The sequence below is a fragment of the Bilophila sp. T19-St14 genome (assembly GCF_059728385.1).
This window is the reverse complement of the sequence record NZ_BAAGFT010000001.1, coordinates 3,085,794-3,107,907: the sequence shown is the minus strand read 5'-3', so window position 1 is coordinate 3,107,907 and position 22,114 is coordinate 3,085,794. Positions and strand designations below refer to the sequence as shown.

The following is a 22,114-nucleotide window of genomic DNA, read 5'->3' as shown; positions in this document are numbered from 1 at the left end:
AAAAAACGCTATCACAATACACAGATTATCTATCCTTCATAAATCATCTAATTACGGAATTGGGGCCGTTCAGGTGGTTAAGAGCAACGGCATCCACGATCAGTTCTGCGGCTGTCCCCTGTTTATTCCTATCATACCGAAAAACATCTGTAACTGTGGTAAAGAAAATACTTCAAGGGCATTACGGCATTTACCGGGCCAGCAATAGGCCCTGTTCCTCGACAGCCTCGTATTCTTCAGCAAAGGCTGCCGAGCCTTTTACCCACTGGGTGCAATGTTCATGCACAGGCCATGATTTCATCCCATAGGAGGCCTCATAAACTAAAGGCCCGGCATTTCCGATACCGTATGAAAAAGCAAGACTCTTATAGTATACGGTTGTTTCATCTCCACAGTGCGATGAAAAATATAGCTTCTTTCTAATTTTCCCCTTGGCTGGATCCACAGCTAAGGCATTTTTCCGGTTATTCCTTTGGAGTTTCAAGGAAAAAGCATCAGCCATTTTCTATGATACAGCCAAAAGCAAAATATATCTTTAGGCCGTGTCGTCATCTTGCATATAATTATTTTAAATTATTAAAAACAATCTTTTGCAGCTTGAAAGATAGTTACATAGTTTCAATAGATTACATCTAATTGGCGACACGACCTAGATATAAAAAACATAAAGAGAGCTTTGACTATGCAAATTCTCTGGGCCCTCATAAAGCCATCATCTGAGCGAAAAATTAAACGGAATCAACACCACAGTATTGACGGGACGCCCCTGTATTTTCCCCGGAATGAACCGCATGCCGCGGGCGGCGGAGAGCGCGGCCTCCTCAAAGTGACCGGTGGGCTCCGCGCTCCTGATCTTGCAGGACTGGGGCTTTCCCTCCGTATCGACGACAAGCTGGACGACGACCCTTCCTGAAAGGCCAAGCCGCCTTGCTTTCCGCGGGTATTCGACCCGTGCGTTTTTGACCACGGACGGACGTTGATCGACGTCATCCGTTTCGTAGGCCATGAGCCCACCTATGCGGCTGGGACGGGGCGTTCCCGATGCGTGTCCTGAAGCCGGGGCCTCCGAGACGGCCTGCGGCAGGGCGGCTGGCCTCGGTGCGGCGGGGGGAGGCGGGGGCGTTTTGGCCTTCCGGGGCGCAGCCGTTTCCTTTTTCTTGCGCGGGCTGATCTTGGGCGTTTTGGGCGGTTCCTTTTTAGGCTCCGGCTTTACCTCCGGTTCGGGGGTGGGCGGCACGGGTTCCGGCTCGGAGGCTGGGGGCGGCACCGGCTCGGCGGCGGGAGCAGGAGCGGGAACAGCCAGTTCCGCCAACGCAACATGGTAGACCTGTTCTTCCGGCACCGTGTCCCCTTGAGCCGAAAAGCAGTACAGCCCTCCGAAAAGCGCGGCGTGAAAACCTACCGAAAACAAAAAGGTGGAGGTACGGACGGCATGCCGCATGATCACTCGCCCTTCCCCGCCGCCAGTGGGAGAGGCGCCCCTTCGGGCTCCGGCTGCCCTTCGGCAGAGAGCGTCACCAACCCCACGTCCTTGATGCCCGCCTTGCGTATCTTGCCCATGACGCTCATCACGATGCCGTAAGGGACGTTCTGATCCGCGCGGACGAACAGTTGCCGCTGCGGGAGGCGCACATTGGTTTCAAGAACCGAAGGCAAGTCCGGCAGGGTCGTTTCGTACTCGTCCAAGAACACGGCCCCGTTATCCTTGATGGTCAGCATGACGTGATCATTTTCCGTGGGCAGCGTCTCCGAGGCTTCGACCTTGGGCAGTTCGACGTCCAGCCCCTCGGTCATCATGGGGGCCGTCACCATGAAAATGATCAGCAGGACGAGCATCACGTCCACGAACGGCGTGACGTTGATTTCGGAAACAAAATCGTCGGATGTCGAGACGCCCGCCATGCTACTTCCCTCCGGCGAACGGCAGGCCGTCCGGGTGGCTGCCCGCCTCGTGCTGCATCCTGTTGAGAAGCTGCCCCGCGAACGTGATGCACTGGCTTTCAATGGCCGTCAGCTTCGCGCGGAAGACGTTGTAGCCGCATGTTGCAGGAATGGCCACGAACAGGCCCACGGCCGTGGCGATGAGCGCCTCGGCTATGCCGGGGGCCACCGTCGCCAGCGAGACGCTTTTCATCCTGGCGATGGCCTGGAACGAATACATGATCCCCCACACCGTACCGAACAAGCCGATGAACGGGGCCGTGTTAGCGGCGGTCGCAAGCAGGGCGAGGGACGACTTCAGGCTGCCCATCTCCTCGGCTATGCCGAAATGCAGGGCGCGGCGCACATTGTCGTTGAGGAGCTTCTCGGCGTCTCCCGTCCTGTTAATGCGGTTGAACTCCCGCACGCCTCTCCGGGTAATCCCGAACAGGGGGGAACGGGCGTTCCGCTCCAGCGCGGGGAGGGCCGACATAAGATCGTCGGCGTCAATCGTCTCTAGGCCGCGCGCGACATCCTTCTGCGCCGTCCGCAGGCAAACCCATTTGCCCAACATATAGGCCCAACTGACCACAGACATGAGCAGCAGCAGGGCGAGAACAGCCTTAGAAACAATGGATGCCTGCAAAATGGCGTGGATTATCGTGTCCACAACAAGACTCCCTTTCTGGAAATGCCGTTTGGGGCCGGGGCGATTCCGAACGACTGCGGAATCCGGCGGAAACAATGGAGAGAAAAAGGCAGCACGCCTTCCGGCACGCCGCCTTTTCTCTGGAATCACATGGGAAATCAGAACCGGTAGGTTACGCCGCCGCCGAAGCCGATGCCCTCGGTCGCGACCCAATAGGCCCCGCCGAAGCTCCCGACGTAGTCATACCGCTTGTCAAACATGTTGTTGACGTATCCATAGATGTCGAAGTCGCCGATTTCATAGCCGATACGGGCGTTCACCAGCGTATGGGACGGGATGTGCCCGCTGTTGTCCGTGTTCAGATAGGCCTTGGTCGCGCCGGTCACGTCCCAGCGGGTATAGAAACCGGACTCGTGGCGATAGGAAAGGCCCGCGCTGTACGTCCATTCGGGGACGTACGGAACGTGGTTGTTGTTGAGATCGCCGTAGAATTCATCGACGATGTTATCGAAGCGCAAATGGGTGTACCCGGCGGAAGCGAAAAGTTCCAGATTCGGCAGGAGGGCGTACGTGGCTTCGACTTCGGCGCCAAGAGCCCACGGGTTGCCGGCGTTCTGGATGAAGCCGCTCGTTCCTCCGGCCACATACATTTCAACCTGCATCCCGTTGTACTTGTTCGCGAACAAGGCTGCATTCAGGCGAAGGCGATCTTGCAGGAAAAGGTTCTTGGAGCCGATTTCAAAGGCATAGACGTGTTCCTCGTCATACTTCTCGTGCCCCGACGTGGCGTAGGCCGAATCGAAACCGCCAGCTTTGTAGCCTTCGGAGAAGCTGGCGTAGACCATGTTCTTGTCAGTGAGCGCGTATTCAAGGGCCACCTTGGGGGAGAAGTTCGTCCACGAGTCGCTGCCGCGGTAACTCGTAGCACCATCCCCGTTTACCAAATCGGAATGGGTGGTCGTGTTGTAGTAGTCGAAGCGCCCGCCGAGCGTCAGCGCCCAGCGTTCCGCGAAGGGCAGCTTCACTTGGCCGAACAGGGCATAGGAATTGGTGATGTCACGCGCATCAGCCTTCGGCACTCCCCCTACATAATAGTCATACCAAATGCGGCGATCCGTATTGGCGTAGGCCAGCCCCACCACCGCATTCATGCCGTCCTTGTCGTAGGCGAGCCGGAATTCCTGCCCAAAATCGTAGAATCCGCTCTTATTGCGGTTTTCCATGCCGAACATAGACCCCATGAGGTTCGGCGTGAAGTCGTAGTCGATGTCAAAGTCGATGTCGTATTCGCTGCGCGTCGTGACGGAGGTAAACGTCCAGTTGGGGGAAATGTCGTATTTGACGCTCAGGGCCTGCTCGTTGTGGGCCGACTTGTTGAAGCCGGGATCGTTGGAATTGACGTGCCGTTTCTGCGTCGTGCCGCCGGCAGCCTCAAACATGCCCTGCGTCATGCCGGGCATCATCGCCTCGTACTGCGAGAACGAATTGGGCGAATACATGCCGAACGTGCCCTCATCGTACTTCGTCATGCCCACCTGAAAATTGATGTCCAGATCGTCCGTGGGCGTCAGGCGGAAACCCAACCGCCCGGTGTAGTTCTTCTTGTCGTCGATGTACTGCCCGTTATAGTCGTTCATGACCTCGCCGCGCTGCGAGAAGAACTGGAAGGAACCGTTCGCGAACAGAACGTCCTTCACAACCGGGCCGGACAGGGCCACCGTCGTCTTGACGTGCTGTTTGTTGCCGTACTCAAACCCAATCTCGCCGTGCGGATCATTGGAGGGCTTCTTGGTCGTGATCTTGATGACGCCGCCGCTGGCGTTGCGGCCGTACAGCGTCCCCTGCGGCCCGCGCAGCACTTCGATGGACTCGATGTTGTAGAGCTGCGCATCGTACCCGGAGGTGTTCGTCAGCGGGACGTCATCAATATAGGTGATGACGGACGGAACATAGCTGTGGGCGATGGACGCCGACCCCCGAAGCGTGGGGAACTGCATGATGGAAAGGCCGCCGGTGGGGATCGTCAGGTTCGGGATGCGCGAGGAAAGATCGCCGAGCGTGCTCACCCCCGACTCGCGTACTTCGTCCTCGTTCATGACGGAAACGCTGGAAGGAACCTTTTGCAGATCCTCCCTGACCTTGTTCGCCGTAACGGTAACCTCGGGCAGCACGAGCTCATCGTCAGCCTGCGCCCCGCCTGCCCAGCACCCCGCCGCCATGCACAGGCCGCACAGGGCGGTTGCAACCACTTTCCTCTTCTTTCTTGCCATGATGTCAACTCCTCAAACGAAAATATACAAGCACAGTAGGGTAGGATTCCACGCAATACAGTACCTGAACGGGCCAAAAACAGACCCTATCGGGCCATTCCTTTCCAGAGAGCCCGGCCCCGGTATGGGCGCATCAAAAGAGCGCCTCACGGGGCCGCGGTTTTCAGCCGTCGCGCCGGAGGCGTTTCACGCCGCGCGGCGGCCCTCCCGGTGGAAGAAGTGGGGCGGGATCACGACCGGGCGTTTCATGCCGCGCGGCGGCCCTCCCCTAGCGGCACTCCTTGGGAGGAACGCCGAAATAGCGCGAGAAGGCCCGGCTGAAATGGCTGGGATTCGCATAGCCGACCCGGTAGGCCACTTCGGCCACGTTGTACTTGCTTTCCTCAAGCAGTTTGCGGGCCTCGCTCATCCGGTGCCGTTGGAACGACGAAAAGATCGAAGCCCCATACATGGATCGGAACGTCCTCTTGAGGCTGCTCTCGCTCATGCCGACGGACTTGGCGAGCTGGCTGATGGAGAAAGGCTGCTCAAGGTTGTCGCGCATCATCTGCCACGCACGGGCGACCTTGCTGTGAAGGGTGCACGCCTCGCAGCAGCATTCGTTCTGGACGAAATACAGGGACAGGTATTCGAGGGTCAGCTCCATCCCCTTCAGCTCCAGATACGTCTGGCGCATGGGCCCCTTGAACGGGCAGCTCAGTATCTGTCCCGAAAGCAATTGGGCCGTCACGCTGGCCGGGGCCGCATACAGGAAGGGTTCGGGCTTTTTCCTCAGCAGGCACTTGGCCTTGCGGTTGAGCGTGATCTTCTCGTTGTCGAGCAGGCCGAGCACATTCATGTGCGAAACGGTCAGGCCGAGAAAGCATGTGGGGCAATGGCGGCACCCTCTGACGCAATACCCCATCTCTCCTCCGAAAACGCAGGTCGTATGCTGCGGAAACCGTTCGGAACGCGACTCCGTATCGGCGGACAGCTCCCCTTCGATCACATAGCCGAACCCGACATGCTCATTGAGCTTTTCGGGCTCGTACAACGTCAGCGGTTCGAGGCCCGGTTTTACGATTGCGATGTTGATGCCAAAACGATTGTTCCCATCCAGAATCGTCGTAACAGTGGACATAGTTCGCCTAATTTGAAAAAGAATTTTATTATCAATATTGCTGAATTCGTTACCTCGAATATCCGTTTTCTCCGGCCGGCCCGGCATCCCTCCCCAGATGCCGGGCCGCAGTCGCCCGGTTATGCCTTTTGGCGCCTACGCCGTCAGCTTCCACGACTTGACGGAGGATTCCCTTTCCCAAAGCTGCCTGTACAGGCCGCCCTTCGCCAGCAGCGCGTCGTGCGTCCCCCGCTCGACGGGCTTGCCCGCATCCATGACAAGGATCTGATCGGCATGGCGGATATGGTTCAGCGTATGCGCCACCATGATGACCGTCTTGCGGCGGGTCAGCACGGAAAGCCCCTGCTGGATGGCCCATGCGTTTTCAGGGTCGACGCTCGAAAACGCCTCGTCGAGCAGGACGACCGAGGCATCCTTCAAAATGGCCCGCGCGATGGACACGCGCTGCCGTTCCCCCCCGGACAGCGTGCACCCGCCCTCGCCCACAAGGGTGTCGTACCCTTCCGGCAAGGCCATGATGAAGTCATGGCATCCGGCGGCCTTCGCCGCTTCGATGATCGCTTCGGGCGACGCGTCCGGCCTCCCCATGCGGATGTTTTCCCTGATGGTGCCCGCGAACAGGTACACGTCCTGAAACACCACGGAAAACGCGGCCATCAAATCCTTCTGCGGGATGTCCCGGACGTCGATCCCGCCCAGCGACACCGCGCCGCCCTGCACGTCCCAGAACCGGGCCAGCAGCATGAGAAGCGTGGTCTTGCCGCTCCCTGAGTGGCCCACCACCGCCGTCAGCGTGCCGGGGCGGAACTCGGCGGTCACGCCATCGACGGCGGGCGCCTGCCCGTCCTTGTAGGCGAAGGTGGCCAGCTCCATGCCGGGGCCGCCTTCTCCGGGCTTGGAGCGGCCCTCGTCCGCCATCACCGGCAGGGAATGCAGGCTTTCGATATGGTCGAGGCTCAGCGAGATGATGTTCAAGATGCCGAACTCGCCGAGAAGCGCCTCCACCGGCTGGTAATAGGTGCCGCTGATGATGGCGAAGAACAGGAAGACCGGCAGCGAGATCAGCCCGTTCAGGTAGAAGATCAGGCCGCACAGGAAGATCAGCCCCATCCCGATTCGGATAAAGAGCTGATACAGCACCATCGGCCGCATGGCCTTGAGTTCGTACGCTGCGGCAGCATCCCGGTACCGTTCCAGATGGCCCGATATCTCCTTGAAGACATGCTCGCCCATCCGGTAGGAGCGGATCGTCTCCATGCCCGAAACGTATTCCAAAACCGCACCGATGAGGCCCTGCTCCATTTCCTGCCGCTTTTCCCCGGCGGTTTTGAAGGCCCGCTTCGTCGAGTTGTACACGAACCACGCCGGGACAAACCCGACCATCGCGATGATCGCCAGCCGGAAATCCATGAAGAGCATGATGATGGAAAGGCAGGCCACGGATGTCATGCCCGCGATGAAGTTCGCGGCGGTGGCCATGCAGCGCATCTCCACGAAGCTCATGTCGTTCGTGAAAATCGAGGTCAGGCCCCCCAGCCGTTCCGCCTGAAAAGCGCCCAGCGGCAGCTTGACCAGCCGCCCGCTCTCCCTGATCCGCACGTCCCGCATGATTTCGTACCCGGCGGCGGCCTGAAGCCTGGTCACCTGATATTCAAGGGCGTAGCGCAGCACGAGGAGCCCCGCCATGCACAGGCTGCATTGCAGCAGCGTGCCCATGCCGAAGGTTCCGTCCACAAGGCTGACGATCGCCGCCATGACGAACAGGTACATGCCGCCCGTGCAGCAGTTCTGAAGGATATTCAGCACCACCGCGGTGAGCAGCGTCTTCCGCCTGTCCCCCGCCAGCACGAAGATACGGCGAATCATCTCAATCATGTTCCGCGCCTCCTGCAAGCCAGTTTTCGGAACGCTCAAAGGCTTCCCACATCTTCCGATAGACGGGAGACGCGGCGAGCAGCCCGGCATGGCTGCCGGAAGCCGCCAGTTCGCCGTCCCGGATCACCAGAATCGTATCCGCGTCCGCAATGCTCCGCAGCCGATGGGCGATCACCACCACGGTCTTGCCCCGCGCCAGTGCGGAAAGCGCCTTTTGCAGCTCGTCCTCATTGTCGGGATCGCAATACGCCGTGGCCTCGTCCAAAATGAGCACGGGGGCGTTCTTCAGCAGCGCCCGCGCAATGGCGATGCGCTGGCGTTCGCCGCCCGAAAGGGAGCACCCGCAACCGAGCATGGTTTCATAGCCCTGCGGGAGCGACATGATGAAGTCGTGGCAGCGCGCGGCCTTCGCCGCCTCCGTCACTTCCTCGAAGGTGGCGTCCGGCTTGCCCAGACGGATGTTGTCGAGCACGCTCTGCTCAAAGACCGTATTGTTCTGGGTCACAAAGGCGATGGTCGAGGCGAGCTGTTCCGCCGTCATGGAACGGATGTCCACGCCGCCGATGCGGATGCTGCCGCCCTGCACGTCCCAGAACCGGGCGATCAGCTTGGCTATGGTGCTCTTGCCGCCGCCTGAAGGCCCGACCAGCGCGGTCACCTTGCCCGCCTCGGCGGTGAAGGAAAGCCCTTCAAAGACCTTCTTGTCGCCGTAACCGAACGAAACGCCGTCGAAAACGACGTCAAACCGATCGGGCACGGCGGGGGCGCCTTCCTGCGGCAGTTCGTCCATGTCGAGCAATGAGGCGATGCGCCCGGCGATCTGCATGCAGATGTTCATCTCGTCGCCGTAACGCCCGATCTTGGTCAGCGGAGTGGCGTAGCACAGGGACGCGAACACGTAAAACAGCATCGAAGGCGCATCAATGCTCCCGGCGGCGTACAAGTAGCCCACCGCCGGAAAGACGAAGACGACCCCGGAACCCATGATCACGGAGTTGACCGTCATCGAATGGCGGCATTCCGCGAACCATTGGGTCATGAAGCCGCAATAGCTTTCGGCGGACTCCTCGAAGCGCGACCACGACTTCCCTTCGGCAGCGAAGATGCGGATTTCCTTCATCCCGTGGACGTACTCCACAAGGCTGCTGTTCAGCTTCTGCGTGGCGGCCTCCATGATGGGAAAGTTCTTCATGGCCAGCTTGCCCATGATGCCGAGGCACATCATATAGATGACGATGGGCAGCAGCATGACGAGGCCCACGCGCCAGTCCATGCATAGGACGATTATGATCATGCTGAGCGGGACGATGAGGTTGCCGATGATTTCCGGGTAATGGTGCCCGTAAAACATTTCGAGCTTTTCCACATCGTCGAAAATCCGGCTTTTCAGCTTGCCCGCCGAGTTTTCGTCAAGGAACCCCTGCGGGACGCGGGAGAGCTTCCGCAGCAGGTCGCTGCGGATCGCGTGGAGCGTCTCGAAGGCCGTCAAATGCGAGAGCCGCGTCGACAGGAAGTGGAACACCACCTGAAGGAAAATCCCCATGACGGCCAGCCCGGCCCCGGCATAGGCCCGGGAAACATTCCGGGGAGCGGAAAGCAGCGCGTCCAAAATCACATACAGCCCCAGCATCGGCAGCAGGCTGCACAGGGCCGAAAGGACGGCAAGCCCCCCGGCGACCAGCAGCCGCCTGCGGTTCGCCTTGTTGGGGAGCCCGCACAGTGTCCGCATTCCATTACTCATGGGAACCTCCAAGCCGCGCGGCCATCGGGGCCACGGCGTTATAACGGGCCCTCGCGGCGAGAAGATAGACGGCGGCCGATGCCGATGCCGAAAAAAGCCGCTTCTCCTCAAGGCTCCGCTCTACGTAGTCCTGCAGGTCGCGGACAGTCCGCAGGGCATCGACGCTCCTGTCGTCGAGCATGATGTCGAACGCCTCTTCCACTTCCATAGCCAGTTCGGGCATATCGAGCGCATCCGCCTCCAGATCGGAATGAAAATCGGTGTCCGGCCGAATGGATTCAACCGGAACCTTGAATTGGGCCGCGACGATTTCGTTCAACCGCCTTGCAATAGACATGCTTCCGCCTCCTTTGCCGATCCGTGCGGACGCCGCGCCCGCACGGATGCGGCGTCCTCACTGCTTCTCTTCGCCGAACACCTTCAGGCGAACGATCAGGTTGGGGGTGATGAAATAGTCGCACAGGACCGCGACGATGACGCCTATGGCCACCAGAACGCCCATATGCACGAAGATGACCATTTTGGAGAAGATGTAAGCCACAAAGCTGAGGCTCAGGATGCACGAGGTCAGCAGCATGGCCTTCCCGGTGCTCAGGAAGGTGCGCCGCACGCTCTCGCGGTAGTTGCCCGTGCGGATGAACTCAAGCTGGCAATGGTTGATGAAATGGATGGTGTCGTCCACCGCCAGCCCGAGCAGCATGGGAATGACCGTCACCGTCATCATGTCGAGCGGGATGTTGAAGAAACCCATGATGGCGCATACGAAGAACGCCGGGAGCAGGTTGGGGATCATGGCGATCAGCCCGATCCGCAGGCTGGCGAAGGCCAGGGCCATGATCAGGGAGATGGTGAGCATCGACGTAAAGACCGACTGCACCTGCCCCCAGCTGACGTAGTCCTGAATCTGCGTGAACTGGCACAGCGTGCCGGTCAGGATAACCTTGGCGTCGGGGAACAGCTCGGCCCCCCACTCCTTGATGGCGTTGAGCTCCCGCACGGCCTCGCCCGAATTGTAGTCGTCGATTTCGATCATGATGCGCAGCCGCTTGTACTCGTAGTCTACCCAGCGTTCGGCTTCCGTGCCTCCGGCGTTCTCGTACAGCAGCAAAATCTGCGCTATCTGCTCCCGGCTGTCGGGGATGGCGTAATACGCGGGATCGTTGGCGTTGAGCACCAGATTGAGATCCTTGACCACGTCGAGGACGCTGTGCACCTTCTTGGTCAGCGGGAACTCCTTGATGCGTTCGGTCAGCGTCTCAAGCTTCTTGAGGTTTTCCGGCAGACGGGCCTCATCCTCGTTCGGGAACTCTATCCCGACGCCGAAAGAGTACAGCGAACCGAGGGGCGTTTCGCTGATGCGGCAGATGCGGTCGACGTAGGGCACCTCCGTGCCGAAGGAACGGCGCAGGTCGAAGGCCACCTCGACCCTAAACAGGCCGATGACGGACGCGATGACCGCCAGCGCGGCAACGGCGAAGATGCTCTTCGGATAGTCCAGCACCCGGTTGCCCATGCGCTTCATGAGCGCGTCCAGCCAGCCGTCCTTCCTCTCCCGCTCCACGGCGGGCTTGTCCTTGCCGTAGGAAAGAAGAACCGGCAGCAGCACGATGGTCAGCACATACAGCAGCATGGTCAGGATGGCTGACGTGGCCCCCACCCAGCGGATGGGCCGGAGGTTCACGAAGCAGAACGACAGCAGCGAAACCGCCGTGGTAAACGCGCTGAAGAAGATGGGCCAGCCCGTTTCGCCGGTCGCATGTTCCAGCGACCAGCGCCGCAGCCCCGTCCGCTGGAACTCCCATCTGAAAAAGTTGATGAAGTACAGCGAGTAGCATATCGCCATGGACAGGCTGAGGAAGATGGGCATCAACATGACCATCGGGTCGGTGCTGATGCCGAGCAGCCCCTGCATGCCGAGGACGATGGTCAGCCCAGCCCCTCCCAGAAACAGCGGGAAGACGACGCCGCGCACGCTGCGCAGGACGATGGTGAGCACAACCGCGACGAAGAGCAGCGACAGCCCGATCAGGCGCGGCATCTCCTTGGCCATGAAGTTGCGCTTCTCCAGATTGATGACCGGCCAGCCGGTCGTCTGGGGATGCATGTAGGCGTATTTTTCCTGTCCGGCGATTTCGTTCACCTTCCGGCCGATGACCATTTCGATGAACTCGCCGTGCTCGTCCACCGTCCCGTCGGGGATGTTTTTCAGGCGCAGCATGATCCACGCGTAGCGCCCGTCTTCCGAGACGAGGCGATCCTTCAGGGAAGGCTTGGCCATGATGGCGCTGCGGATTTTTTCCAGCGCCTCCGGCGATTCGGGGATCACGGAGGGAACGATGTCGGAAACGTCGAGCCCCTCTTCCGTGCCCTGCGTGAATTCCATGTCGGTGACGGAAACCACGTCGTCGGCATAGGGCACGCCGTCAAGCAGCTCCTTGCCCATTTCCCGGATGCCTTTCAGCACCTTGGGGGTAAAGACATTGTCCGTCTCCACCAATACGGCGCAGAAGTTGTCGTTCCCGAAAATGGACGCCATATAGTCCTTGGCGACCAGCAGGGCGTCACCCTCGTCAAAGTAGTGGGAGTCGTCCGTGTCTGTCTTCAACTGCTTCAGGCCGTACACGGAGAACGCCAGAACCAGAACCATGAGCACGAGAAACAGGTTTCTGCGTTTCAGGATGGCCTTGCTCAGGCCCACAAAACGCTCGTTGATTGCCTCAATGTTCAGCATAGAATCCTCGCTGCGGTCGCATCGCCACGCGGAGCGGCCTCTTTAGAAACTGTAGCGTATCTTTCCCCACACTTGGGAATTGCGCTTGTAGACGCCGTATGAGCCGTCGTCCCCCTGAAACTTGTCCCAGCCCACGGTCAGTTCCAGCCCTTCCCCCAGCTCATAGGAAAACTGGAGGCGGTTGAAGTATTCCCCATCGTTCATCGAGTAGTAGATCATGTCGGAAACGGTCAGCAGCTCGTTGAAGAAGGTCTTGGACACGTTCAGCGTCGCCTGCGGGGTGTGTTCCTCGCAGGTGAGGTTCCGCCTGTAGTCCACGACCCAGTCGTCGAGCACCTGCGCCGTGATCGTCCAGTTCCCGCCGGGTGACCAGTCCACCCCAAGCAGGGACTTGAGGACGTCGTGCTTCGCGGGCTGCCCGTCGTCCACGGAAAGGCGGCGCCCCTGAAAGTACGCCGCCTCGCCCCGGAACACGAAGTCCGACCACGGCTTGGCGAAATCAAGGCCGTAAATCATGATCCGGTGGTACTCAGGCTCCAAAACCATCTCCATGCCCGTATCCCCCGCCCGCATCGAATAATAATTGGCGGCGTTGTCGTCCCACGTGTAAAAGGCGGAAAGGGATACGTCGAACCCCGCCATGTAGGAAGACACCTTAGCGGCGAACTCGCTGTCCTTCAGCGAATAGGAAGACGGCTCCTTGGCCCCCCTCCAGCGCACGGGCATGGGAAATGCGGCGGTGTAGTCCACGGCCCATGGATTGTCCCCCGATGCCAGCTTGGCGGGCTTGAATTCGGGTATCCAGATCAGCTCCGTAATCAGCGTATCGCTCATGATGCGCAGCTTCGCCGCCGTAACCGGGATGCGCATTTCATCAATTTCCCGGTTCAGGTACTCGGTGAAGTCCGTGGGGCAGATGTTGTCGGTGATGCGCACGCCGTCGGCCTTGCCCCAGATGATGAGCTGCCTGCCCAGCCGGAGATCCCAGCCGTCGCCCACATGCTCAAGCCATGCCTCGCGCACGGAGAAACCGTCCTCTGACGGGATCGTCCAGTTCTTTTCGGCGTCCATGGAAAGGAAGCCGTACAGCCAGTTGAAATCCCCCTTCATTTCCAGACGCCCGTGCGCCCGGGACGTCACCTCATCGTGCGGAGCATGGGTGCGCACGGACTGCAACAGTTCGATCCAGCCCGTCACGTCGATGCGTTCGCTCCAAAAGCCCATGACCTTATCCGCCGCCGTGGGCTCGGCCTCCCGCTCTTCGAGACGGCTCCACGCCTCCATTCCGGCGCCCTGCCCGCCCGCATGGGCGCGGCAGGGCAGGCAGAAGGCCGCCAGCAGCAGCCAGACGAAAAAGCGTTTGCCGGACATGGAACTAACGCGATCCTCGCTGCAGAACCGCCACTTGGAAGAGCGAATCCTCCAGCCCCTGATCATAGGTGAACGGGCCGAATTCCATGAGCGTCTTGTGCTCGTCGGCGATATTGTTCATCTGCGCGCTCTGCACCGACCAGAACCCCTGCTGCTCCTGCAGCTTCAGCACGTCGTACACGCGGGTAAGCCCCTTCTTTTCATAGTATTCCAGATGCACCACAAGGAGGGTCTTCTTGTCGATCCACACGACCCTGCGAACCACCGGATCGTCCTTGTCCACGGGAATGGACTCGACCTTCCAGCAATCGTACTCCCCGTGCTTCTCCTCGCCCAGCAGGGTATGGGTATCCTTGCTGATGTTGCGCCGGCCCATGTCGATGTCGTCGTATGTGAAGTCGCTGCCCATGAAGAAATCGTTGTTCGCCGCCCCGCTGATCCGGCGCACCTTCTTCATGGAGGGCACGTACAGCCATTTGTCGTCGTCCTTGCCGGGCTCGTCGTAAGTCCATGAAAGGAAGCGCGTTCCCTCCACGTCCGCGGGGCTGCGGAACGTGATGAGGGATTTCCGATCCATCCCGTAGTCCTTCGCAACCTGTTCGAGGACGCGGACGCGCTGGGAGCCGCGCCTGTTGACCAGGGTCATGGTCAGCGTCCCCTGCCGGTCGTTGCCGTCAGGCCGCTCGCGCATCATGCTGATGACCTGCGTTCCGGTCAGCTCTTCAGCCACGGCGGGAACGGCGGACAAGACGCCGCACATGGCCAGCAGGGCCAACAGGCCCCTCAAAATACGATCCATGTCTACTCCTTTGCGTTTGCTCTGTGACATGGGGCCCACTCTGTGGCCCTCCGACAGCGACAAAACGTACTATTATTGAATTTGAATTTCAATATCAAATATAGGCCAAAAAGAATTTCATATCAGGCGGTTTTCCGTTCCTGCCGGAACATATTGATCCGTGATTCGCCAAGGCGTTCCCGCAGCGCGTAGTCGCGGATCCCCATGTTCTCCTCCGGTGCGATGTTCAGGAAGCCGAGCTTCCCCACATGCGTGCCCTGATGGAGCATGTGGAAGGCCTCAGCCCCGTCCCGCAGCGGGAACACCCGCGAAAGCGTGGGATACAGGAAGCCCTTGCAGATGAGCCGCGCCGTCTGCACGGCCTCGTAGTAGTTCGCGGCGTGCGATCCGATGATGTGCTTGACGGTCTGCCACAGGTAGCGGTTGTCGAACACATGGTCATAGCCGGACGTGGAGCCGCAGGTGACGACCTTGCCCCCGGCGCGGGCGATGGCCACGCTCGCCGCGAACGTCGAACGCCCCGTATGCTCGAAGACGATGTCGGGGTCTTCGCCGCCCGTGAGCTTCCGTATCTGCGCCTTCAGCCGCAGTATCTGCCGATTCTTAGTCCGCCCGCGCTCGTCGAGGAAGCGTTCCTCGCCGGGCGTCCGCGGAAGCACGATCACGCGTTCGCACCCCATTTTCCGTACCATTTCGGCCTTCTCCTCATTGGAGACGATGCCGATGGGGATGCCGCCGCCGTTCAGCACGAACTGGATGGCGAACGTTCCGAGCCCGCCGGACGCGCCCCAGATCAGCACGTTGTCCCCCTGCATCATCTGGGCTCCGTTCTTGGAAACGAGCATGCGGTAGGTCGTGGTCGCCACAAGGGTCATGGACGCGGCCTCAACCCATGTCAGGTGTTCCGGCTTGGGGAGAAGCTGATGCTCGCGCACCAGCGTGAAGTCCGCGAACGATCCGAAATTCGTCTCGAAGCCGTAGGCCATCAGATGGGGATCCCGGATCTCGTCGTCGAAGACTTCCGGCGAAGCCACGTCGCATGTGGGGCCGAAGATCATGACCCTGTCTCCGGGTTTCCAGCGCGTGACGGCCGAACCCGTCCGCACGATCACCCCCGCCCCATCCGTGCCGAGGACATGGTGATCCAAATTGTGCTTGGCGTTGTCCGGGGAATATTTGGCGTATTCCCCAATATAGTTGAAGCCGGGGGAAGGCTCGAACAGGGACGACCATACGTTGTTGAAATTCAGGGCGGAGGCCATGACGGCCACAAGCACCTCGTGGGGGCCGACTTCCGGGAGAGGCACCTCTTCAAAATGCAGCGAGCGGCGCGGATCCTTCTCCGTAAAGCTCAGGCCCTGAAACAAGCCCGTTTCATCGCGATGGACGGTCAGCGCCCGCATCGCATCGGGCAGGGGGGCATTGGCGAAGTCGTCTGGAACGCTGCGCTCCGACTCCGCAAGGTCGAGGATGTGCTTCAATTCTGGTTTCATCGTCAAATCCTGTTGAAGGGTCATATCGCCTCAAAACAAAGGGGACGCCCCTATCAAAGGGCGTACATCAGAAGGGACTGGGCAATTTGCCCGATCACCTCTCCGCGCCACTTCCGCAGATAAAAATGCCCGCCGGGATAGGTCGCCATGCTGCACACGCCCGTCGTGAACAGCCTCCAGAGCCGGACACGATCGAGGGGGACGAGGATGTCCTTCTCCCCCGCGAACACGGAAATGGGAATGTCCAGCGCCTCCCGCGTACCGTCGATCATGGTGAGCAGCAAAGCGTGATCCTGAAGGAGCGTCCGCTTCACCACCTCCAGGCTGTCCGCGTCGAGGAGGATCGATTCGGGAACGGCGTTCGACTGGAGCACCCTGTTGAGGAAGGCCTCGTCACCGACGGCCTCCGGGGGCAGCTCCTCCGGCGGGATGGGCGTCGGAGCCGCCGAGATGAACAGATGCACCGGGGCCGCCATCCCTTCCCGCACGAGATGCAGCGCCAGCCGGAAGGCCAAAAGCCCTCCCATGCTGTGCCCGAAGAACGCCGTCTTCGGCGTGAAATAGGGGCACAGAGCCTCGGCGAGCCGTTTGCACAGCTCATCTATGTCCGTCACGGCCTGTTCCCCGTAGCGTTCCTCATGGCCGGGGAGCTGCACGGGGAACAGGCTTATGTAATCGGGGAGCAGGGGCTTCCACGGAAGGAATGAGGAAGCCCCGCCTCCCGCGTACGGAAAGCAGAAGAGGCGCACCTGTTCATCCGCCGCGACGTTTTCAAAACGAATCCAGCGGGACTGCCGCCGTACGTTGTCCGACACGTTTCGTTCCTCCGCTCCCGCCTACTTCACCGATCCGATGGCGTCCGCGATGTTGCGGGCGTTGTCCCCCAGAATGCAATCGAAATGGTTTCCGGGAACATCAAAGATCGTCACTTCCGAAGCGGGCATGGTTCTCCAGAAGGGCCGGGGATCGGGGATTCCCTGCAGGAGATCGGTTGCGAAGAAGTACTTGAGCGTTCCCTTGTACGGGGACGGCCTGTACGTCTTCGCCGAGCCCACGGTGGCCTCGAACAGTTTGTATTGGTGCGCGAAATCCTCCAGCGTCACATCTTCAAGGAGCTTTTTCGCGGTCACGTAGCGGTAGATCGTCTCCACGCACTCATCCAGGCTCATCGCCATCAGATCGGCCAGCGGAATGGCGTCCGGCACGACGTCGGGCTGCTTCAGGACGTGGAGGATGGGATCGTCCTCCAGCCCCGAATAGATGTTCATCGGCAGGAAGTAGGTGCCGAGATACATGAACAGAAGGCTGAGCTTATGCGAGAAGGCCGCGCCGGGCGCGCCGGTATCGACGGCCGCGAGGTGCTTCACCTCCACGCCGCGCCGCTGGAGCTGGACGGCCATTTCATAGCCGATCATGCCGCCCACGCAGAAGCCGACAATGGTCAGCTTCGCCTTCGGACGCACGCGCAGGATTTCCTCGACGAAATACGCCGCGATGTCCTCCACGGTACGCAGGGGCTCCTCCTTGCCGTCCTTGCCGCGCAGGATGCAGCCGTAAAAATCGGCTTCATCCTTGTAGAGCCGGGCGAAGTCCGCAAACAGTTCAACGCGGCTGCGGCCTTCGGCTATGCCGATGATCACGCTGTCCTTGCCCGATTCCTGAAGCGGCAGCAGGATCTTGTTCTGGTGGCGGGGCCTGTCGATGTATTCGGCCATCTCCAACAGGGTGTTGAGCGTATAGAGCTCCTGCACGCCAAGTTCCACCTTGAACGCTTCGTGGATCCGGGTGATGAGGACGGTCGCCAGCAGCGAGTCGCCTCCCAGCTCAAAGAAGCTGTCGTCGAGGCCGGGGGCCTCGATTTGAAGGATGGAGGCCCACAGATCCGCGAGGCGCTTCTGCGTCTCCGTTTCCGGGGCGCGGGCGGGCTTGCCGGAGCCGGCCTCCACTTCCGGCAGGGGCAGCGCCTGCCGGTCGATCTTGCCGGAGCGGTTGCGCGGCATCACGTCCAGCTCCACGAATACGGACGGCACCATGTAGCCTGGCACGCGTTCCCGCAGGAAGGCTTCGAGGAGCGACGGCTCGAACTGCCATGCCTCCAGAGGGGCACGGGCGAGGATGACGTTCTGCTCCGCGCCGTCGACGGTATGGCATTGATGGACGCCGTCGAAACCGGCGAGCTTGAGCTGCTCCTCCCACTGGTCGCCGCTGAGCAGGGGGTGCAGGGGGCGCAGATCCGTATCCTCAAATACGTCGAAGCCCTGTTGGAGCCCCATGGTCAGGTCGTGTGCCTTGAAGAACAGCGTCTGCTCGATGATGAACAGCACGCCTCCGGGCTTGAGCAGGGAACGCAGCCGGGCGAGGCTGGGGGCGATCCGCTTCACGTCGTGCAGCACGCTGGCGGCGATGATGACGTCATAGGCGTGCGGCGCGAATCCTTGGCTCACGATCTCCTCGTCCAGATCAAAGAGGCGGCACGAGAAGAAGGGGGCGTCCTTGAACTTCTCTCCAGCGTTCTGGAGGAAATAGCGCGAGATGTCCGTAAAGCAGAAGCTGGAGGTGTTCTCCGGCAACGCCTGCATCACCGCCGTCGTCGCCCCGCCGTGCCCGCCGCCGACTTCCAGAATGTCCAGCGGATGATCCTGCGCCATGATGGCGACGGCGTCACGGATGATCTGGTAGGAGTAGTGGAAGACCGCGCCGTAAAGCCCCTTGACCTTGCCGGAGGCGTAGACCTCGGCGGAGTGCTTGCGCTCCAGCAGCAGATCAACCATGCTTTTCGCCTCGGAGGCGAGGAAGCCGAGGCCCTGCCCGGCGAAACGCGCCTGTACCTCGCCTGCCTCCGTGAACGCGAACGGCTTCACGAGGCGGAACGCCTCCCCGTCGCGGGCGAGGAACCCGGCTTCTTCAAGGCTGAGCAGCGCCCGTTTCAGCCAGCGTTCGTACCGGGGGCGGATGCCGGTGATGCGCAGGATTTCGTCGGGAGTATGGCTTTCCCCTTCCCGCCTGTATACGCCGAGCTCGTACAGCGAAGCTTGGACGCTGGCTTCGTAGAGCTCACCACCCAGCCCGATATTCTTTTCAAGCCCCTGAAGGCGCGTGTTCTCGGAGATGCCCGCAATGCCGGCGTCCACCGCAGCCACCCGCTTCCACAGGCCGTCGGCATCCCGCCATTCGACGGGCTTGCGGGTATGCAGGCCGTCGTTGCCCTTGGCCGTGAAATAGGCGGCAAGGCGGGGGTTCTTCTTGTCCCCAAGCGGCTGGACAACGGCTTCGCGGATGTCGGGATGCTGGAGCATGGCGTGCTCGATCTCACCGAGTTCCACGCGGAACCCGTTGATCTTGAGCTGGTTGTCCTCACGCCCGAGCAACACGATGTAGCCTTCGGGATGGAAGTATCCCATGTCGCCGGTACGGTAGAGACGTTCCCCAGTGACGGGGTGGACGATGAAGGACTTCTCCGTGTTTTCGGGGTCGTGCCAATACCCGTCGGACAGCCCTACCCCACCGATGTACAGGTTGCCGGACACGTAGTCCGGGCACGGCCTGAGCTCGTCGTTGAGGACATAGAACCGCTGGTTCAGCATGGGATAGCCGTAGGGGATGCTCTCCCATTTCGGATCGACCGAGCCGATCGGGTACAGGATTGACCAGATGGAAGCTTCCGTCGCACCACCCAGACTGACGACCTCGGCGTCGTAATGCGCGCGGATCTGATCCGGCAGATCCAGCGGCAGCCAGTCGCCGGAAAGCAGGGCCAGCCGCAGCGTCCCCTTCTCCGTTCCCTGAAGGACGCCCTTGTACTCGACGAGCATCTTCATCATGGCCGGAACGGTGTTCCAGACGGTCACCCGTTCGCTCTGGACGAGATCGAGCCAGTGCCCCGGCTCCTTGATCTGCGCGGCGTCGGGGAACACGATGGTGCCGCCTGCGGCCAGCGTCCCGAAGATGTCCCACACGGACAGGTCAAACCCCAGATTGGCGAGCGCGATGGCCCGATCTTCCGGCCCGATATGGAAACGGCTGTTGATGTCGACAATCGTGTTGACGGCGGCACGATGGCTGATCATGACGCCCTTGGGCGTGCCCGTGGAGCCGGACGTGTAGATGACGTAGGCCAGATCGGTCTGCGCCTGTACCGGCTTGCGATCCCACAGCCCGGCCCCATTGCCTTCGGGCAGCGCGTCCACGGCGATCAGGGACATTCCCTCCATCCATTCAAAGTCCCGCATCAGGCGGAACTGCGTCAGGACGAAGCGCACCCCGGCGTCACGGAGGATGAATTCCATGCGCTGGCGGGGCATGGAGGGATCAAGGGGCAGATAGGCCGCTCCCGCGTACTGGACGCCAAGCACGGCGACGGCCTGCTCCCATCCCTTTTCCATGACCACGGCCACCAGCTCGTTGGGCTTCACCTGCCCGTCCAGCTCCTGCGCAAGCGTTGCGACACGCCCGGCAAGCTCCGCATAGGTCAGGCTCATGCCCGGAGCGGCCACCGCCATATGATCCGGGGCGCTGCGCGCGCTGCGGGCGAACAGCGTATGCAGGTACTCGGAAGAAACCTCTCCCTCCGTGCGGTTGTAGGCTTCACGCTTTCCGATCTGCTCCGCGGGCAGAAGCACGACATCCTTGCGGTTCCAGAGCGATTCGTCGTCCGCCAGACGCTCCAGCAGATCGACGTACGCGCCGAGCATGCTTTCCAGATAGCCATCGTAGAAATATTCCGCGCGCACGTCCCAGTGGATGCGCAGCCACCCGGCGGACTCATAGACCTGATGGTCAAGAAGCAACTGGGGCGTCTGGCTGGAGGTGAACACCTTCTTGACCGGATGCCCGTCGAACAGCATCCCTTCGAGGCTGTCCCCGTAGTCGCCGATGAGGAAGGTGCTGGTGAACACCACGGGCAGGTACTGCTGTTCGTTGGCGGAACGGAAGCGGTTGAGTTCGCGCAGGACGTCCACGCCGCCGAACTGCCGGTTGTCGAGGTCGTTCCACAGGCGGTCGCGGAGGGCGATGGCCCGCTGCTCAAAGGTCGCGCCGGGATCGTCGCACACCTCAAGGAGCAGCGTGTCGGTAAAGTCGCCGATGACTTCATCGATCTGCGGATGCAGCGGCAGCCGGTTGAACAGGGTGAGGTTCAGGCAAAAATCCTTTTCCGAGTTCCAGCGGCGCAGCACCTCGGAGAAGGCGGCGAGCAGGATGCTCGTGGGCGAAAGGCCGATTTTTGTCCCGTAATCCTTGAGCCTCTTCCATTTTTCCGGGCAAAGCTGGCCGTCCATGGGCTTGCTCACGGGGGCGCCCACGGCGTTCTCGCCCAGCACGGGCATACGGGGACCGGGAGCCAGCGTAGGGATACGTTCCCGCCAGTAGGCCTGAGCCTGCTTGTAGGACTCCATATTGCGGCGTTCCGTCAGCGAAAGCACATAATCGCGGAAGGTCAGCTCCAGCGGCGGCAGTTCCAGATCCGGGTTGTTGTAAAAGTTCTGCACCTGCACCATCATGGTCTGGAAACTCAGCACGTCGGCGTTCAGCCCTTCCAGGCTGACGTGCATGCGGTACGTGTGCTCGTCGATCCGGGACAGGTAGATGTCATACATGGGCCAGACGTCCACGGGCTTGATCTTCTGGCGCAGCTCCTCGCGGATTTCGCCGAGAATTTCCTGTTTCCGCTCCTCGGTTTCGCCGCGCAGGTCGAAATACCTGACCTCGAAGGGCGGCGTGTGCTCCAGAACCATCTGCTGGCCGGTCTTGAAGATGACGCTGCGCATCATGTCGTGGCGTTCGACGAACTTGCGCCATGCGTTCTGGTAGCGCTCAAAGTCGAGATCCACCGTGTCCATCTCAAAATAGACGTGGCTCGATACGTTGCTCGCCCCCAGCGAGGCGTTGTCGCGGCCGATCATGTAGGCGAGCTGGATGTCCGTCAGTGGAAACGGTTTGTATCGATCCTCTGGCCGCAGCGTGATGACAGGCTTTTTCTCCACGTTCCTGTCGATGGCGAAATCATCCTTCTCCAGAAACAGTGCCAGAAGGGATTCCTGCTCTTCGGAGAGGCTGCCGCCTCCGGGGAGCAATGAGGCGTCGTGCAACATGCTTTTTTTCCTTACCTCGTTGATGCGTTGGTTAAACGAACGGCCTTGACGATCCG

15 protein-coding genes are annotated in these 22,114 nt (G+C 60.7%); all 15 read right to left on the bottom strand.

All coding sequences use genetic code 11. The features are described 5' to 3' along the window. Nucleotides 1-190: 190 nt before the first annotated feature. The 15 genes from AC6I1V_RS13075 to AC6I1V_RS13005 all read right to left on the bottom strand — a co-directional run bounded on the left by AC6I1V_RS13075 (nt 191) and on the right by AC6I1V_RS13005 (nt 22,058). A complete protein-coding gene (locus AC6I1V_RS13075) occupies nt 191-502 on the bottom strand; it encodes a hypothetical protein (RefSeq protein WP_486853539.1) in 312 nt (103 codons plus the stop codon). A 210-nt stretch (nt 503-712) separates the two neighbouring features. Beyond that, complete coding sequence (locus AC6I1V_RS13070; RefSeq protein ID WP_486853540.1) at nt 713-1,441, bottom strand: energy transducer TonB; 729 nt, start codon at nt 1,439-1,441, stop codon at nt 713-715. A 2-nt stretch (nt 1,442-1,443) separates the two neighbouring features. Then, a complete protein-coding gene (gene tolR / locus AC6I1V_RS13065; RefSeq protein ID WP_337431001.1) occupies nt 1,444-1,902 on the bottom strand; it encodes a protein TolR in 459 nt (152 codons plus the stop codon). 1 nt (nt 1,903) lies between these two features. Next, on the bottom strand, nt 1,904-2,590 hold the full coding sequence (locus tag AC6I1V_RS13060; protein ID WP_302551551.1) for a MotA/TolQ/ExbB proton channel family protein: 687 nt from the start codon (nt 2,588-2,590) through the stop codon (nt 1,904-1,906). 137 nt (nt 2,591-2,727) lie between these two features. Next, entirely contained in the window at nt 2,728-4,839 is a 2,112-nt protein-coding gene (locus AC6I1V_RS13055; protein WP_497737058.1) for a TonB-dependent receptor, read from the bottom strand. 268 nt (nt 4,840-5,107) lie between these two features. Further along, complete coding sequence (locus tag AC6I1V_RS13050; protein WP_497737057.1) at nt 5,108-5,959, bottom strand: helix-turn-helix domain-containing protein; 852 nt, start codon at nt 5,957-5,959, stop codon at nt 5,108-5,110. Between the two features lie 135 nt (nt 5,960-6,094). After that, on the bottom strand, nt 6,095-7,834 hold the full coding sequence (locus AC6I1V_RS13045) for an ABC transporter ATP-binding protein (protein WP_302551548.1): 1,740 nt from the start codon (nt 7,832-7,834) through the stop codon (nt 6,095-6,097). Next, entirely contained in the window at nt 7,827-9,575 is a 1,749-nt protein-coding gene (locus AC6I1V_RS13040) for an ABC transporter ATP-binding protein (protein WP_497737056.1), read from the bottom strand. The genes AC6I1V_RS13045 and AC6I1V_RS13040 overlap by 8 nt, the downstream gene beginning before the upstream one ends. After that, nucleotides 9,568-9,912: an acyl carrier protein gene (locus AC6I1V_RS13035; RefSeq protein WP_302551546.1), complete on the bottom strand. Its 345-nt coding sequence runs from the start codon at nt 9,910-9,912 to the stop codon at nt 9,568-9,570. The genes AC6I1V_RS13040 and AC6I1V_RS13035 overlap by 8 nt, the downstream gene beginning before the upstream one ends. Before the next feature lie 57 nt (nt 9,913-9,969). Continuing rightward, the gene (locus tag AC6I1V_RS13030; RefSeq protein ID WP_308770490.1) at nt 9,970-12,306 is read right to left on the bottom strand and encodes an efflux RND transporter permease subunit; all 2,337 of its coding nucleotides are present in this window, start codon (nt 12,304-12,306) and stop codon (nt 9,970-9,972) included. Nucleotides 12,307-12,348: 42 nt separating this feature from the next. Beyond that, complete coding sequence (locus AC6I1V_RS13025; RefSeq protein WP_486853536.1) at nt 12,349-13,677, bottom strand: DUF1302 family protein; 1,329 nt, start codon at nt 13,675-13,677, stop codon at nt 12,349-12,351. 4 nt (nt 13,678-13,681) lie between these two features. Continuing rightward, nucleotides 13,682-14,476 carry an outer membrane lipoprotein-sorting protein gene (locus tag AC6I1V_RS13020; protein ID WP_302551543.1) on the bottom strand — a complete coding sequence of 265 codons (795 nt, stop codon included), beginning with the start codon at nt 14,474-14,476 and terminating at the stop codon, nt 13,682-13,684. A 122-nt stretch (nt 14,477-14,598) separates the two neighbouring features. After that, on the bottom strand, nt 14,599-15,969 hold the full coding sequence (ccrA, locus tag AC6I1V_RS13015) for a crotonyl-CoA carboxylase/reductase (RefSeq protein ID WP_308770492.1): 1,371 nt from the start codon (nt 15,967-15,969) through the stop codon (nt 14,599-14,601). Nucleotides 15,970-16,022: 53 nt separating this feature from the next. Then, nucleotides 16,023-16,784: a thioesterase II family protein gene (locus AC6I1V_RS13010; protein WP_303237283.1), complete on the bottom strand. Its 762-nt coding sequence runs from the start codon at nt 16,782-16,784 to the stop codon at nt 16,023-16,025. Between the two features lie 21 nt (nt 16,785-16,805). After that, nucleotides 16,806-22,058, bottom strand: coding sequence for a non-ribosomal peptide synthetase (locus AC6I1V_RS13005; RefSeq protein WP_486853535.1), 5,253 nt, complete (start codon nt 22,056-22,058; stop codon nt 16,806-16,808). Nucleotides 22,059-22,114: the final 56 nt, after the last annotated feature.

Bases quoted from the DNA above. Each gene is read 5' to 3' on its own strand.
- AC6I1V_RS13075 (WP_486853539.1), bottom strand. From the start codon at position 502: ATGGCTGATGCTTTTTCCTTGAAACTCCAAAGGAATAACCGGAAAAAT.
- tolR (WP_337431001.1), bottom strand. From the start codon at position 1,902: ATGGCGGGCGTCTCGACATCCGACGATTTTGTTTCCGAAATCAACGTC.
- AC6I1V_RS13070 (WP_486853540.1), bottom strand. From the start codon at position 1,441: ATGCGGCATGCCGTCCGTACCTCCACCTTTTTGTTTTCGGTAGGTTTT.
- AC6I1V_RS13050 (WP_497737057.1), bottom strand. From the start codon at position 5,959: ATGTCCACTGTTACGACGATTCTGGATGGGAACAATCGTTTTGGCATC.
- AC6I1V_RS13045 (WP_302551548.1), bottom strand. From the start codon at position 7,834: ATGATTGAGATGATTCGCCGTATCTTCGTGCTGGCGGGGGACAGGCGG.
- AC6I1V_RS13025 (WP_486853536.1), bottom strand. From the start codon at position 13,677: ATGTCCGGCAAACGCTTTTTCGTCTGGCTGCTGCTGGCGGCCTTCTGC.
- AC6I1V_RS13005 (WP_486853535.1), bottom strand. From the start codon at position 22,058: ATGTTGCACGACGCCTCATTGCTCCCCGGAGGCGGCAGCCTCTCCGAA.
- AC6I1V_RS13030 (WP_308770490.1), bottom strand. From the start codon at position 12,306: ATGCTGAACATTGAGGCAATCAACGAGCGTTTTGTGGGCCTGAGCAAG.
- AC6I1V_RS13020 (WP_302551543.1), bottom strand. From the start codon at position 14,476: ATGGATCGTATTTTGAGGGGCCTGTTGGCCCTGCTGGCCATGTGCGGC.
- AC6I1V_RS13040 (WP_497737056.1), bottom strand. From the start codon at position 9,575: ATGAGTAATGGAATGCGGACACTGTGCGGGCTCCCCAACAAGGCGAAC.
- AC6I1V_RS13055 (WP_497737058.1), bottom strand. From the start codon at position 4,839: ATGGCAAGAAAGAAGAGGAAAGTGGTTGCAACCGCCCTGTGCGGCCTG.
- ccrA (WP_308770492.1), bottom strand. From the start codon at position 15,969: ATGAAACCAGAATTGAAGCACATCCTCGACCTTGCGGAGTCGGAGCGC.
- AC6I1V_RS13035 (WP_302551546.1), bottom strand. From the start codon at position 9,912: ATGTCTATTGCAAGGCGGTTGAACGAAATCGTCGCGGCCCAATTCAAG.